Raw genomic sequence first — 14,507 nt, 5'->3', positions numbered from 1 at the left:
TGAACGGCTCGATCGGGCATTCACCCGCCCGTATTCGGCCGGGTTCTCCCGGCCATTTGCGTTTCGCTCACGCGGAATGCCGCACCCTTCAGGAGCGCCGAGCCATGGCCAAGGCTGTCACCGTCAAGATCAAGCTCATGTCCACCGCCGACACGGGCTACTTCTACGTCACCAAGAAGAACTCCCGGACGCAGACTGAGAAGCTGTCGATGCGCAAGTACGACCCGGTCGCGCGCAAGCACGTCGAGTTCAAGGAAACCAAGATCAAGTAAGCCGACGGGCACCAGCCCGGTCGCTACGAAGCCGCTCCGGAGACGGGGCGGCTTTTTTCGTCGGTGCTGTCTAACGATGCCCGTGACGCGCCCAGCGATCAGGCGGATGACGCGTCCGATACCCCCGGATCAAGCGTACGAGCGAGCGACCGGGCGATGGCCACGAGGGCGGTGACCATCGGGGTGGACGGCTCGCGGCGTGGGGCGACGAGGCCGATCGTATGCACCAGATCCGGTGCGGTGATCGGGATGGCCCGTACGCCCTCGATGGGTCCTAGGGCATCCACCAGGATCTCCGGCATGATCGAGGCCCAGCGCAGGGTACGCACATGGGTCAGCAAGACGATCATCGAGTTCGATTCCAGGGTCGCGGCGGGATCGGCCCCCGATTCCCGGATCTGCTGATCGATGATCCGCCGGTTCTGCATGTTGGGGGTGAGCAGGCAGAGCGGCAGGCTGCCGGTCTCGGCCCAGGTGACGCTCTCCCGCTGGTCGAAGGGACCGCCGATCGCCGTGACGAGACGGTAGCGCTCCCGGTAGAGCGGGACGGAGATCACGCGCCCGAGGGGCTCGTTGTCGAGATAGGTCAGGCCGGCATCCGCCTCCAGATTCTCGATCAGCGAGAAGATGTCGGTCGAGGTCGCCGACTCGACCGTGAGCCGCACGTCCGGGTGCCGCTCCCGGTAGGGCGTGGTGAGATGCGCGATCATCGGCAGGGCCGTGGGGATCGACGCGATGCGCAGATGCCCGGTCAGGCCCCGGCGCAGACCGGTGACCTCCTCGTGCATCGCGCGGGCATCGGCCACGATCCGCCGCGCCCATTCCAGCACCCGCTCCCCTTCTGGGGTGAAGCCCTGGAAGCGCGAGCCGCGCAGCACGAGCTGCACGCCGAAGCGGTTCTCCAGCTGTTTCACGCCGGCCGAGAGAGTCTGCTGAGTCACCCCGCAGGCCTCGGCGGCGTGTCCGAAATGCTGCTCGCGGGCGAGCGCGAGCAGGAAGTCCAGCTTGTCGATCACCACACAGGGATCCCGGCACCGCAAGTCACCGGGAGCCTAGCGACCCAGGACGACACCCACAACCGCGCGCGGCGGTCGCTCACCGGAACAGAATGAAGGCCTTCGACAGGGTGATGCCGATGCCCCAGACGATCGGGATGCCGACAACCGCCCAGGCCACGGCCGCACCGGGGCTGAAACCGCCGCGGCCGATGCCGAAGGAGCCCGACGGTCCGGAGGCCGTGGCACCGGCTTTGACGTCGAGGGAGGCGCGCTCCGACTCGGACATGAACCAGCGTTGGGCCAGCGGCCGGACGAGCAGGTTGCACAGGAACCCGACCGCCAGGAAGCTTGCCAGCACGTACATGGTCCGGCCATAGAGATCGGCTCCCTGGACGCCGGCCGCCACCTGAGCTTCGCGGATCTTCGTGATGACGAACGGCCCGACGATGCCCGCCATCGACCACGCGGTGAGCAGGCGGCCATGGATGGCCCCCACGAACTGCGTGCCGAACACGTCGGCGAGGTAAGCCGGCACGGTCGCGAAGCCGCCGCCATACATGGACAGGATCACGCAGAAGATGGCGACGAACAACGCCTGCGACCCGATGCCGGCCGCCCAGGGGGCCGCCGCGTAGAGGACGCCGCCCAGCGCGAAGAAGATCGCGTAGGTGACCTTCCGGCCGATGCGGTCCGACATCGACGCCCAGAAGAACCGGCCCAGGATATTGAACAGCGAGAGCAGGCCGACGAAGCCCGCCGCGATCGCAGCGACCTGCGCCTTCTGGCCTCCGTCGAGTGCGGAGAAGCTCGTGCCCGGCTGGCCGATCAGCGCGCCGCCGAAAATCTCCTGCAGCATCGGCGAGGCCAGCGCCAACACGCCGATACCAGCCGACACGTTGAGGAACAGGACGAGCCAGATCATCCAGAACTGGAGGGTCTTGTGCGCCTCCCGGAGATGCACGTGCCCGGAGGCGATCATCGCGTTCTTGGCAGCCGGCGCCGTCCAGCCGTCCGGGCGCCAGCCGGCCGGCGGCACGCGGTAGCCGAAGGCGCCGCCCAGCATGAACAGGATGTAGCCGATCCCCATCACAGCCAGCGTCTGCCAGACGCCGGCCGCATCCGCGGTTCGGAAGCTCTTGATCAGGGTATCGGCCAGGGGCGAACCGATCATCGCACCGCCGCCGAAGCCCATGATCGCCATGCCGGTGGCCATGCCGCGCCGGTCTGGGAACCACTTGATGAGCGTCGAGACCGGCGAGATGTAGCCGAGGCCGAGCCCGATGCCGCCGATCAGGCCTAGGCCGAGCCAGATCAGCCAGAGCTGGTGGATGTAGACGCCGAGCGCGCCGATCAGGAAGCCGCCGCCCCAGCACAAAGCCGCCGCGATGCCGGCCTTGCGCGGGCCCGCCCGCTCCAGCCAGCCGCCGAACAGGGCCGCCGAAAGGCCGAGCATCACGATGCCGATCGAGAAGACCGTCACGAGGTCGCTGACGCGCCAATCACAGGTGGTCGTGAACAGGGCCGTCATCACGCCCATGTCGGGGCAGGCTGCGGGGCCCGGCTGACCGACCGAAACGGCCCGCGTCAGCGGCAGCCAGAACACCGACAGGCCGTAGGCCATGCCGATGCAGAGATGGATTGCCAAAGCCGCCGGCGGCACCAGCCACCGGTTGAACCCTGCCTTGGCCACGATCCGCTCGCGGGACAACAGACCCGGCGTACCGCCGGGCACGACCGCGCCCGCCACTCCAGCACCCATGACCGACTCCTCGACGGCGGTCATCCCGGTGGACCGCTTGGTGCCGCAGAATGCGCGATCTGTGTACAGGGCGCTAGCGTAGTGCACGCTGAGTGGACAGATTTAATCCGTATCTGCGCAATCTGTAGGCGAAACATCTTAGGTGAAGGTTCTCGAGATCGCAGTCCCAGCACGCTGCCTTAGCGTTGGAGGCAACCCGCAATCCGGCTCTCTGACCCCTGTGAGGATATGAGCCCGATGCATCCGGCGGGCACCGGGACACCAAAACGCATCAGGGCCCGGAAAATCCGGGCCCTGACGATGCTGCAATGGAGAGAAGCGTATCGAGCTCGTTCGAACGGTTCAGCCGGCGTCGCTGGCACCCTCACCGAGCTTCTGCGGATCGCGAGTCGCCGCGCGGATCGGGCTCTCAGCCTGAGGCTCGCCGCCGCGCAGGGCCCGCTGCACCAAGATGTCGGCCCGGTCGCCCATCTCGGGCAGGGCCGCTTCGAGCTTCGAGACCATCTTGGGCGTCCAGAACGCCACGATGTGCTTGTGGATGCCGGCCACCGCCTCCTCCTCCGGGTACGACCGGAAGAAGGTGGCAATCTGGTTGGCCATACGAAGGAGCTTGTCTTCCTGGCGTAGCGCGCTCATCGCCTCACTCCGCCGCGTCGAGCGTCTGGGCAATGCGCGTCAACGAGAAATCCTCCTCGTAGAACTTCGCCTGCCAGTCGGACGGCCGGTTGGTCCGCCGGATCTGCACCGCGGTCACCTTGTATTCGGGGCAGTTGGTCGCCCAATCCGAGAAATCGGTGGTGATGACGTTGGCGCCGGTCTTGGCGTGGTGGAAGGTGGTGTAGACCACACCGGGCTGCATCCGCTCCGAGACCTTGGCCTTGAGCGCGATGTCGCCCGAGCGGCTCTCCAGTGAGACCAGATCGCCGTCGACGATACCACGCAGCTCCGCGTCGAACGGGTGGATCTCCAGCACGTCCTCCTCGTGCCAACGCGAGTTCTCGGTGCGCCGGGTCTGCGCGCCGACATTGTACTGGGACAGGATCCGGCCCGTGGTCAGGATCAGCGGGAACTTCGCCCCCGTGCGCTCCTCGGTGGCCACGAACTCGGTGATCATGAACCGGCCTTTGCCGCGGACGAACCGGTCCACGTGCATCATCGGTGTGCCGAGCGGCGCCTTCTCGTTGCAGGGCCACTGCACCGAACCCAGCTCGTCGAGCTTGGCGTAGGACACGCCGGTGAAGCTCGGCGTCAGGCCTGCGATCTCGTCCATGATCTCGGACGGGTGGTTGTAGTTCATCGGGTAGCCCAGCGCGTTGGAGAGCAGCACCGTGCCCTCCCAGTCGCCGTAGCCGCCCATCGGGGCCATGACCTTGCGCACGCGGGAGATGCGGCGCTCGGCATTGGTGAAGGTGCCGTCCTTTTCCAGGAACGAGGCGCCCGGCAGGAAGACGTGGGCGTATTTGGCGGTCTCGTTCAGGAACAGGTCCTGGATGACGATGCACTCCATCGCCATCAGGCCCGAGGTCACATGGTGCGTGTCGGGATCCGACTGCGCGATGTCCTCGCCCTGGATGTAGAGGCCCTTGAAGCTGCCATCGACGGCTTCATCCAGCATGTTGGTGATGCGCAGGCCCGGCGCGCTGTCGAGCTTGGCGCCCCAGAGCGCCTCGAAGCTCTCGCGGGTGGCATCGTCCGAGACGTGGCGGTAGCCGGTGAGCTCGTGCGGGAACGAGCCCATGTCGCAGGAGCCCTGGACGTTGTTCTGGCCGCGCAGCGGGTTCACGCCGGCGCCGAGCTTGCCGATGTTGCCGGTGGCCATGGCGATGTTGGCCATGCCCATCACCATGGTCGAGCCCTGGCTGTGCTCGGTGACGCCCAGCCCGTAGTAGATGCCGGCCGCGCCGCCCTTGGCGTAGAGCCGGGCCGCACCGCGGACCTCCGCCGGGTCGAGACCGGTGAATTGCTGCTGCGCCTCCGGGGAGTGCCGCTCCTCAGCGATGAACCGCGCCCAGGATTCGAATTCGGGCAGGTCGCAGCGCTCGCGGACATAGGCCTCGTCGATCAGCCCCTCGGTGACGATCACGTGCGCCAGCGAGTTGATGAAGGCGACGTTGGAGCCGGGCTTCAGCGGCAGGTGGAAGTCGGCCTTGATGTGGGGCGACTTCACCAGATCGATCTTCCGCGGATCGGCGACGATCAGCTTGGCGCCCTCGCGCAGGCGCTTCTTCATGCGCGAGCCGAAGACCGGGTGGCCGTCGGTCGGGTTGGCGCCGATCACCAGAATCACGTCGGAATTCTCGACCGACTTGAAGTCCTGGGTGCCGGCCGAGGTGCCGAGCGTCGACATCAGGCCGTAACCGGTCGGCGAGTGGCAGACGCGGGCGCAGGTATCGACGTTGTTGTTGCCGAAGGCGGCGCGCACCAGCTTCTGGACGAGGTAGGCCTCCTCGTTGGTGCAGCGCGACGAGGTGATGCCGCCGACCGAATCCTTGCCGTACTTGGCCTGGATCCGCTTGAACTCGCTCGCGGCCCGGTCGATCGCCTCCTCCCAGGAGACCTCACGCCACGGATCCGTGATCTTCTCGCGGATCATCGGCTTGGTGATGCGGTCCTTATGGGTAGCATAGCCGTAGGCGAAGCGGCCCTTGACGCAGCTATGACCCTCGTTGGCCTTGCCGCCCTTGTACGGGACCATGCGGACGACCCGCTCGCCCTGCATCTCGGCCTTGAACGAGCAACCGACGCCGCAATACGCGCAGGTCGTCACCTCGGCGTGCTCGGGCTGACCGAATTCGTGGATCGACTTTTCCTGGAGGGTCGCGGTCGGGCAGGCCTGCACGCAGGCGCCGCAGGACACGCACTCGGATTCGAAGAAGTTAGTCGGGCCGGCCGCCACGCGGCTGTCGAAGCCTCGCCCTGCGATGGTCAGCGCGAAGGTGCCCTGGACCTCCTCGCAGGCGCGGACGCAGCGGTTGCAGACGATGCACTTCGACGGGTCGTAGGTGAAGTACGGGTTCGACTCGTCCTTCGGCAGGTACTTCTCGGCGGTCGGCGCGACGTGGTTGTCGCCGTCGTAGCCGTAGCGCACGTCGCGCAGACCCACGACGCCAGCCATGTCCTGCAATTCGCAATCGCCGTTGGCTGCGCAGGTCAGGCAGGTCAGCGGGTGATCGGAGATGTAGAGCTCCATCACGCCCTTGCGAAGCTTGGCGAGCTTCTCGTTCTGCGTGTGCACCACCATGCCGTTCTCGGCCGGGGTCGTGCAGGAGGCAGGCGTGCCGCGCCGCCCCTCGATCTCTACGAGGCAGAGGCGACAGGAACCGAACGGCTCCAGCGAGTCGGTGGCGCAGAGCTTCGGGATCTGCGTGCCGGCGTGCATCGCCGCCGCCATCACCGAGGTGCCGGCCGGCACGGTCACCGACATGCCGTCGATGGTCAGCGTGACCGTCTGCTCGGCGACGCGGATCGGCGTGCCGTAGTCGATCTCTTTGATGAGGGCCATGGGAGCCTCCTCACTCGGCCGCGACGGGCAGCGAGCCCGCGCGGGTGAAATCCTCGGGGAAATGGGTGATCGCGCTCATGACGGGCATCGGCGTCAGCCCACCCATGGCGCAGAGCGACCCATCGGTCATAACTTCGCAGAGATCCGCGATCAGGCTGAGGTTCGCCTCCGGCCGGATGCCGGCGATCACCTTGTCCATGGTCTCGACGCCGCGGGTCGCGCCAACGCGACAGGGCGTGCACTTGCCGCACGACTCGGTGGCGCAGAACTCGAAGGCGAAGCGAGCTTGGGCCGCCATGTCGACGGTGTCGTCGAACACCACGATGCCGCCATGGCCGACGAGGCCCTTCTGGGCGGCCATCGCCTCGTAATCCAGCGGCGTGTCGAGGAGATGATCGGGGAAGTAGGCGCCCAGTGGCCCGCCGACCTGCACGGCCCGGACCGGCCGGCCCGAGCGCGTACCGCCGCCGAAATCCTCGATGACCTGCCGCAGGGTGATGCCGAAGGCCATCTCGATCAGGCCGCCATGCTTGATGTTGCCGGCGAGCTGGATCGGGAGGGTGCCGAGCGACCGGCCCATGCCGTAATCGGCGTAGGCCTTGGCGCCGTTGTGCAGGATCCACGGCACGGCCGTGAAGGTCATGACGTTGTTGACCAGCGTCGGCTTGCCGAGGAAGCCCTTCAGCGCCGGGATCGGCGGCTTGGCGCGCACGATCCCGCGCTTGCCCTCCAGGCTCTCCAGCAGCGAGGTTTCCTCGCCGCAGATATAGGCGCCCGCCCCAAGGCGCACTTCCAGGTGGAAGCTCTTGCCCGAGCCGAGAACGTCGTCACCGAGCACCCCGGCCTGGATACCGTTGGCGATCGCTTCCTTGAGGGTCGCGAAGGCCTGCGGATACTCGGAGCGCAGATAGATGTAGCCACGAGTGGCTCCCGTCGCCACGCCCGCGATGGTCATGCCCTCGATGAGGTTGAAGGGGTCGCCCTCCATCATCATCCGGTCGGCGAAGGTACCGGAATCACCCTCGTCGGCGTTGCAGACCACATACTTCTGGTCCGCCTTGGCGAGCATCACGGTGTTCCACTTGATGCCGGCCGGGAAGCCAGCACCGCCCCGGCCACGCAGGCCGGACTCGCGCACCGCCGCCACGATGCCCTCGGCATCGAGCTTCAGAGCCGCCTCAAGGCCGCGATAGCCGCCATGAGCCCGGTAATCGTCCACGGAGACCGGATCGATCACGCCGCAGCGGTGGAAGGTCAGGCGCTGTTGCCGGGCGAGGAACGGGATCTTTTCCGGGTCGCCAAGGCGCAGGGCATGGTCGCCGCCCTGGGTCAGGCCGGCATCCAGCAACGCCTCGACATCGGCGAGCTTGACCGGCCCGTAGGCGATGCGCCCCTCCGGCGTGCCGACTTCGACCATCGGTTCCAGCCACGCCAGACCGCGGGATCCGGTGCGGACGATGGTCACGTCGAGGCCTCGGCGCTCGGCGCCGGCAAACAGCGCGCGGGCGACCTTGTTGGCACCAAGGCCCAGGGCGACGGCGTCGCGGGGAACGTAGAGCGTGACGCTCACTGGCGCACCTCCGTCAAAGCGGCTTCAAGGGCGTCTGCGGTCAGGTGGGCGAGCGGCTCACCGTCGATGAGGGCGGCCGGGCCGTTGGCGCAGAGGCCGAGGCAATAGACCGGCTCCACCGTGGCGCTGCCATCCGCTGTGGTCTCGTGCCAGCCGCAGCCGAGGCGGCCGAGGATCTCGCGATGGAGCGTATCGGAGCCCATGGCCTGGCAGGCCTCGGCCCGGCACAGCTTCACCTCGTGCCGGCCAGCCGGGTGGGCGCGGAAGTCGTGGTAGAAGGTGATGCAGCCGTGCACTTCGGCGCGCGACAGGTTCAGCGCGTCGGCGATCAGCGGCACGGCGCCGGAATCCACGTAGCCGAATGTTTCCTGCAACGCGTGCAGGATCGGCAGCGTGGCCCCTTCGAGATGGGTGTGCTCAGCGATGATCCCGGTGGCGCGCTCGGCGCTCCAGGGCTCGTGACGCGCCATGGTTTCCAGCCCAGTCTGTTCCTGTTCTAATGCGAAGAGGAACAGAAATGCCGGTTCGCTTCAATCGCGCAGTCCGGTCGCATGACAAAGGATGTCTGTCGCGCTGTCACCCGCTTTGTGCGAAAAGCAGGGTGACATGTTAAGCGGCTGTCAGAAAAAAGGTTTTTACAACCGGCAAAGCATCAACCGGTCACGTGTGTGCCGCACCATGAATTGGTGCCATGCAAAAAATTGCAACTCCGGCGTGGCGTAAGCGCGCGTGCCTGCGGCCTTGGCGACCTTGTACGCGCGGTCAAGCCGCTCGATAACGGACCATCGATCATTGTGCCGCCGAGGAATCCCTTCGAGGCGCCCTAGCCGGAACAGCCCATTCGCGCCCTGACGGGTCAGAACTCCATTTCGAGTTCTTCGATCTCATCCGGCTCGTCGGCGGCGGCCTCGGCCCATTCCACCATCAACGGCCAGTGCAGGATCGTGTCGCGATACAGGGCGGCGCGGGGTGGGAGGGCGACATCGTAGGTTCGGAAGCGGGTGCAGACGGGTGCGTACAGGGCGTCAGCGAGGCAGGGCTTGGCCCCGAACAGGAAGGGCCCGTCATAGCGGTCCAAGCAATCGTCGAAAATCGTGACGATGCGCTCGATATCGGCCTTCGCGCCGTTGAATACGCGGAAGGCGGGATGGAAAGCGCGGAGGTTCATTGGCAGCGCCGAGCGCAGATTCACGAAACCGGAATGCATCTCACCGGCGATCGAGCGGCAATGGGCACGCTCCGCGATGTTGCCCGGCAGAAAGCCGGCCTCCGGAAACGTCTCGGCGAGATATTCCGCGATGGCGAGCGTATCCCAGACCACTACGTCGCCGTGGCGCAGACGCGGCACGAGGAACGAGGGCGACAGATGGAGCAGCTCGGCCCGGCTGCCGGCATCGGTGCCGGACAGGACCTCCGTCTCGAAATCGAGACCCGACATCCGGCAGATCAGCCAGCCCCGCAGGGACCACGAGGAATAGTTGCGGCTTGAGATGGTGAGCGTAGCGGCCGTCATCGTCCTGCCCCCGGGCACGCCGCCGAACACGCGGCCCACGATGCCCGATCCAAGACTCGTGCCGAGCCGAACGAGCGAATCGCGGCGGCCTGGATATTACTCCCGTCTCAGGAGCGCGGCGACCTCCGCCTCCTCGGCGGCCGACAAGCTTCGACCGGTCGCCGGCACTCGGCGGCGCGCGAGGCGCCAGATGCCGAATCCGCCGAGCAGCACGGCAAGCACGGGCGTCAGCCACAACAGCAGGGTGTGCGGGGCGAAGACCGGGCGCAGCAGCACGAACTCGCCGTAGCGCGCCACGACGTAGTCGAGCACCGACTTGTCGCTGTCGCCCTTCTCCAAGCGCTCGCGCACGATCAGACGCAGGTCCTTGGCGAGCGGCGCGTCGGAATCGTCGATCGACTGGTTCTGGCAGACGAGGCAGCGCAGCTCGGCCGAGATCTCGCGCGCGCGATGCTCGAGGACAGGATCCTTCAGCACCTCGTCGGGCTGGACGGCGTAGGCGGGGGTAAGGAGCACGGAGAGCAGGAGGACAGCAGCGCCGAAACGACCCCGCATGCCGCTTTCGCTGCCGCTGCGCAGGGCACTTGCCCCGTCAATCGGGAGCGGGAGAGACGCGGAGGCCTTCATGTCCATCCTCACTCGGCCGGCACCGCGTTGGGCAGCGGCCGCGCCTTCGCCTTGGCGGGGGCGCCGACGCGCATCCGACGGTCCGTGAGCGAGAGGCCACCGCCCGCCGCCATCACCACGGCGCCGAGCCAGATCAGCAGCACCAGCGGCTTGTAGTACAGCCGCAGGCCGACGCTGCCGTCCTGGCCGATCTCGCCGAGGCTCGCATAAACTTGGCTCACCCCAATCGTCAGCAGGCCGGATTCCGTCACCGCCATCTTGCGGCTCGGATAGAAGCGCTTGCCAGTCTCCACCTGCCCGACCTCGTCGCCGGCGCGGGTCCGAATCGTGAGATATGCGGCGGCCTCCTCGTAGTTCGGCCCCTTGCGCGGCGCGACGCGCTCCAGGGTCGCCGTGTAGGGCCCCGTCGTCAGGCTCTGACCGGGCTTAAGGGTCGCCAGCCCCTCCGCGGCCCATCCCTGCGCGGCGATACCCAACACCACCACGCCGACGCCGGCATGAGCCAGCGCCGTGCCCCAGGCCGAGCGCGGCAGACCGATGGCGCGGCGCCCGATCTGGCCGAGCGAGCGGGCCCGGCTCGATCCATAACCCCGGGCACGGGAGACGATCTCCAGCGCCGAGCCGATCAGCAGATAGACACCGAGGCCGATCCCCACCGGCGCCATCACCGGGCCGCCCCAGGTCAGGGCCAGCACCCCGAAACCGACCACTAGGGCCAGCGCCAGGGCAGCGAACAGGCGCTGCGCGGCGGCGAGCACGTCGCCGCGCTTCCAGGCCAAAGCCTGCCCGGCCGGGACGATCAGCAGGAGCGGGATCGCCAGCGGCACGAAGGTGGAATTGAAGAAGGGCGGCCCGACCGTGATCTTCTCGCCGGTCAGCATCTCGAGGAGCAGCGGATAGAGCGTGCCGACCAGCACCGTGGCGCAGCCCGCGACCAGGAACAGGTTGTTGAGGACGAGCGCCCCCTCGCGGGAGATCGGTGCGAACAGCCCACCCTGCCGCAGCAGCGGCGCCCGCCACGCGAACAGCGTCAACGAGCCGCCGATGAACAGTATCAGGATCGCCAGGATGAAGACGCCGCGGGTCGGGTCGGTGGCGAAGGAATGGACCGACGTGATCACGCCCGAGCGAACAAGGAACGTGCCGATCAGCGAGAGCGAGAAGGTGAGGATCGCGAGCAGCACCGTCCAGACCTTCAGGGCGTCGCGCTTCTCCATAACCACGGTTGAGTGCAGCAGCGCCGTGCCGGCGATCCACGGCATCAGAGAGGCGTTCTCGACCGGATCCCAGAACCACCAGCCGCCCCAGCCAAGCTCGTAATAGGCCCAGTAGGAGCCCATCGCGATGCCCAGCGTCAGGAAGCTCCAGGCGGTGAGCGTCCAGGGCCGCACGGCGCGGGCCCAGACGGCGTCGATCCGCCCGTCGATCAGCGCGGCGACCGCGAAGGCGAAGCTGATCGAGAAGCCGACATAGCCGATGTAGAGGAGTGGCGGGTGGATCGCCAACCCGACATCCTGCAGCAGCGGGTTGAGATCGTTGCCCTCCAGCGGCGCCGGGATGACGCGACTGAACGGGTTCGAGGTCGTGATGATGAACAGCACGAACACGAAGGTGATCAATCCCTGCACGCCGAGCGTGTTGGCTCGCAACCGCGGCGGCACGGAGTTCTTCGCCGCCGCCACGCAGGCGCCAAACAGGGTGAGGATCAGCACCCACAGGAGCATCGAGCCCTCGTGGTTCCCCCAGACGCCGGAGATCTTGTAAATCAGCGGCTTTTGCGTGTGCGAGTTCTCAACGACGTTCTGGACCGAGAAGTCCGAAGTGACGTGCGCGTAGGTAAGCGCCGCGAAGGCGAACAGGATGCAGGCGAAGGCGCCGAGCGCCGCCTGCGAGGCGATCTGGCGGAGTGCCGGGTCGCCCGAGCGGGCAGCCCAGATCGGCATCACCATCTGGACGAGGGAGATCGCCAGGGCGAGCGCGAGCGCGAAATGGCCGGTCTCGACGATCATGCAGGTTCTCTCACCGCTCGCTGCGGGGGCCGAGGGTCGAATCCGCCGCGGCGGTGGATGACTTGACGGCGGGGGCCGCCTTGTTCGGGCCGCCCTCCTGCCAACGCCCCTGCGCCTTCAGCGCGTCGGCCACCTCGCGGGGCATGTAGGATTCGTCATGCTTGGCGAGCACGGTGTCGGCGCGGAACTGGCCGCCCGGCTCCAAGACGCCCTCGGCGACCACGCCCTGCCCCTCGCGGAACAGGTCCGGCAGCAACCCCTTATACTGGACCTCGATGGTGGCGTTCGTGTCGGTTACGGCGAAGTCCACCGTCTGGTCCGGTCCGCGCTTGAGCGAACCGTCCTTCACGAGGCCGCCGAGTCGCAGGCGGGTTCCTGGTGCGATGCTCTGAAGCGCGATGTCGGTGGGCGAACGGAAGAACACGATCGAGCCGCTCATGGCGAACAGGATCAGCCCCACCGCGAGCGCCAGCACGCTGCCGCAGGCGGCAATCAGGATCAGGCGGCGGCTCTTACGCGTCACGATACTTCCACCCCGCGGTCCGGTCGGCGGTCGCCCGCCCAACCCCGAACCGTTCTCATTCTAGCTCCTCAGGGTGTCGGCCTCAGGAGAGCGCCGGTCAAGGGCGGGCATCAGGACCGATTGTCGTACGGCCGTCGCCGCGTGACGGTCACGCTCAGGGATTGGGCTTCGGCGGCAGGTCGAGTTCCCGGGCGAGTCCGTCGAGCCGCGTCACCGCATCGCCGTTGGCGGCGAGCGCCATCCGGGCGCGATCCAGGGTCCTGACCGCCTGTTCGCGCTCGCCGAGCGCGCTGTAGGAACGCACGAGGCGCATCCACTCGTCCGGCGTACCGCCCCGGGCGGCGAGGCGCCGGTCGAGCCCCTCGACCATGCCGCGAATGGCGGCGTCGCGCTCCGCCTGCGGCATGGCGCGCACGGCTGCCATCGCGGCTTCGGTCTCGGCCCGGGCCGCCGGTCCGGCTGGCGCCGGGGCCGGCTCGGTCAAACGCGACGACCCACCCGCCGGCTCCAGACCAATGGCACGAGCGCCCTGCTCGACCTGCGCCAAACCCTGAGGATCGGCGGCGAGCGCCGTCCGGGCACGGGCCAGGGCCGCGGTGGCCTGATCGTGCTCACCCAGCACGGCCCGGGACCGAACCAGTCGCAGCCACTCGTCCGGTGTGCCGCTGCCGGCCTTCAACCGGGCATCGAGCCCGTCGACCATGCCGCGGATCGCGGCCTGCTGCTCGGCCGGGACCTTCGGGGCCGCCTGCGGCACCGAGGGCGGCGGCGCAGGCTCACCCTTGAGGCGCGCCAGGCTCTGCCGGACGATCCCGAGCCACGGCGCGTCCGGCGCGCTGGCAGCTTCGAGGGCGGCGAGCTGGCGGATCGCCCCGTCGGTATCGCCCGCCTGCTCGGCGGCACGGGCGAGAAAGAACCGGGGTTTCGGCGCATTCGGATCCTTGGCCTGCGCCTTCTCGAACAGCGCTTTGGCTTCGGGGGTGACGGTGCCGTCGCCCGCCGCCGTGAGGGCTTCGGCTTGATCGGCCAGGAGTTCGGCGGTCTCGCCCTTCAGCCGGGCGATGTTGCCGTAGGCGCGGGCGGCATCGTCGAAACGGCCGGTGCGCATGTAGACCGGGGCGAGCACCGCCCAGCCACGGGCGTCATTCGGATCGCGGGCGAGCCGCGCCTCGATCTGCCCGACGGCCTTCATCAACTCGTCGGTGCCGCCGCGGGTCGCCTGCCGGTCGGCTTCGGTCTGCGCCGGCAGTTCCGGCGAGCCGTAGAGGCCGTAGGCGATCAGCGCCACCAGCGGAATGGTGGAGACCGCGAAGGCCGAGGCCGCCCGACGCCGGCGCAGGCGCGGCTCGGCCGGGCGCGCGGCCTCGACGATGCCGGCATCCTCGGCCTCCAGCCTGACCTCGCGGCTTGCCCGAAGCAGGCGCCGACCCGCCTCCGCCCTGGCGGACTCGGCCTCCTCCGGGGCGATCAGGCCGCGCTCCTGATCACGCGCTATTTCGGCGATCTGATCCTCGTAGAAGGCGGTCTCGGTGGCAATCGCGGTGCCACCCGCCTCGCCAGTCGGCACGACGGCGCGCCGCGACAACGGCCAGAGCAGGCCCAGGACGGCCGCCGCGGTCATGGCCGCCAGAATGAACCAGATCGCCGTCATCGAACCTTCGCCAGCGGGCCGAACCGGCCCGTACGTCTCTCCACACCATGTGGAGCCGGCGGCGGAACGCCACGACGCCCCCC

Annotated in this window: 12 protein-coding genes; 1 reads left to right on the top strand and 11 read right to left on the bottom strand. The window is 68.0% G+C overall.

Annotation, left to right across the window (positions count from 1 at the left end; all coding sequences use genetic code 11):
- Positions 1–104: 104 nt before the first annotated feature.
- Positions 105–272: a 50S ribosomal protein L33 gene (gene rpmG, locus MKK84_RS23405; RefSeq protein ID WP_160532473.1), complete on the top strand. Its 168-nt coding sequence runs from the start codon at positions 105–107 to the stop codon at positions 270–272.
- 98 nt (positions 273–370) lie between these two features.
- On the opposite strand, the gene MKK84_RS23400 is transcribed toward rpmG, so the two are convergent.
- The 11 genes from MKK84_RS23400 to ccmI all read right to left on the bottom strand — a co-directional run bounded on the left by MKK84_RS23400 (position 371) and on the right by ccmI (position 14,424).
- Positions 371–1,288, bottom strand: coding sequence for a LysR family transcriptional regulator (locus tag MKK84_RS23400; RefSeq protein WP_243924184.1), 918 nt, complete (start codon positions 1,286–1,288; stop codon positions 371–373).
- A 79-nt stretch (positions 1,289–1,367) separates the two neighbouring features.
- Complete coding sequence (locus MKK84_RS23395) at positions 1,368–3,029, bottom strand: OFA family MFS transporter (protein ID WP_243924182.1); 1,662 nt, start codon at positions 3,027–3,029, stop codon at positions 1,368–1,370.
- Between the two features lie 342 nt (positions 3,030–3,371).
- Positions 3,372–3,665, bottom strand: coding sequence for a formate dehydrogenase subunit delta (locus MKK84_RS23390; protein WP_243924180.1), 294 nt, complete (start codon positions 3,663–3,665; stop codon positions 3,372–3,374).
- A 4-nt stretch (positions 3,666–3,669) separates the two neighbouring features.
- Positions 3,670–6,531 (bottom strand): formate dehydrogenase subunit alpha, encoded by a 2,862-nt coding sequence (fdhF, locus tag MKK84_RS23385; RefSeq protein ID WP_243924178.1) that lies wholly within the window; start codon positions 6,529–6,531, stop codon positions 3,670–3,672.
- 10 nt (positions 6,532–6,541) lie between these two features.
- Positions 6,542–8,101, bottom strand: coding sequence for a formate dehydrogenase beta subunit (locus MKK84_RS23380; RefSeq protein WP_243924176.1), 1,560 nt, complete (start codon positions 8,099–8,101; stop codon positions 6,542–6,544).
- Entirely contained in the window at positions 8,098–8,571 is a 474-nt protein-coding gene (locus MKK84_RS23375; RefSeq protein WP_243924175.1) for a formate dehydrogenase subunit gamma, read from the bottom strand. Before MKK84_RS23375 ends, MKK84_RS23380 begins: the two co-directional genes overlap by 4 nt.
- 386 nt (positions 8,572–8,957) lie before the next feature.
- On the bottom strand, positions 8,958–9,614 hold the full coding sequence (locus MKK84_RS23370) for a glutathione S-transferase family protein (protein ID WP_243924326.1): 657 nt from the start codon (positions 9,612–9,614) through the stop codon (positions 8,958–8,960).
- Between the two features lie 96 nt (positions 9,615–9,710).
- A complete protein-coding gene (locus MKK84_RS23365; RefSeq protein WP_243924174.1) occupies positions 9,711–10,169 on the bottom strand; it encodes a cytochrome c-type biogenesis protein in 459 nt (152 codons plus the stop codon).
- 80 nt (positions 10,170–10,249) lie between these two features.
- On the bottom strand, positions 10,250–12,250 hold the full coding sequence (locus MKK84_RS23360) for a heme lyase CcmF/NrfE family subunit (protein ID WP_243924173.1): 2,001 nt from the start codon (positions 12,248–12,250) through the stop codon (positions 10,250–10,252).
- Between the two features lie 10 nt (positions 12,251–12,260).
- On the bottom strand, positions 12,261–12,773 hold the full coding sequence (ccmE, locus tag MKK84_RS23355) for a cytochrome c maturation protein CcmE (protein ID WP_243924172.1): 513 nt from the start codon (positions 12,771–12,773) through the stop codon (positions 12,261–12,263).
- 154 nt (positions 12,774–12,927) lie between these two features.
- Positions 12,928–14,424, bottom strand: a complete 1,497-nt coding sequence (gene ccmI / locus MKK84_RS23350; RefSeq protein ID WP_243924171.1) for a c-type cytochrome biogenesis protein CcmI — start codon at positions 14,422–14,424, stop codon at positions 12,928–12,930.
- Between the last annotated feature and the right edge of the window lie 83 nt (positions 14,425–14,507).

Origin of the sequence: Methylobacterium sp. E-065 (assembly GCF_022829605.1) — a bacterium.
Lineage (GTDB): Bacteria > Pseudomonadota > Alphaproteobacteria > Rhizobiales > Beijerinckiaceae > Methylobacterium.
This window is presented reverse-complemented; position numbering and strand designations above follow the sequence as displayed.

Bases quoted from the DNA above. Each gene is read 5' to 3' on its own strand.
- fdhF (WP_243924178.1), bottom strand. From the start codon at position 6,531: ATGGCCCTCATCAAAGAGATCGACTACGGCACGCCGATCCGCGTCGCC.
- MKK84_RS23360 (WP_243924173.1), bottom strand. From the start codon at position 12,250: ATGATCGTCGAGACCGGCCATTTCGCGCTCGCGCTCGCCCTGGCGATC.
- MKK84_RS23370 (WP_243924326.1), bottom strand. From the start codon at position 9,614: ATGACGGCCGCTACGCTCACCATCTCAAGCCGCAACTATTCCTCGTGG.
- ccmI (WP_243924171.1), bottom strand. From the start codon at position 14,424: ATGACGGCGATCTGGTTCATTCTGGCGGCCATGACCGCGGCGGCCGTC.
- MKK84_RS23395 (WP_243924182.1), bottom strand. From the start codon at position 3,029: ATGGGTGCTGGAGTGGCGGGCGCGGTCGTGCCCGGCGGTACGCCGGGT.
- MKK84_RS23365 (WP_243924174.1), bottom strand. From the start codon at position 10,169: ATGCGGGGTCGTTTCGGCGCTGCTGTCCTCCTGCTCTCCGTGCTCCTT.
- MKK84_RS23390 (WP_243924180.1), bottom strand. From the start codon at position 3,665: ATGAGCGCGCTACGCCAGGAAGACAAGCTCCTTCGTATGGCCAACCAG.
- MKK84_RS23375 (WP_243924175.1), bottom strand. From the start codon at position 8,571: ATGGCGCGTCACGAGCCCTGGAGCGCCGAGCGCGCCACCGGGATCATC.
- rpmG (WP_160532473.1), top strand. From the start codon at position 105: ATGGCCAAGGCTGTCACCGTCAAGATCAAGCTCATGTCCACCGCCGAC.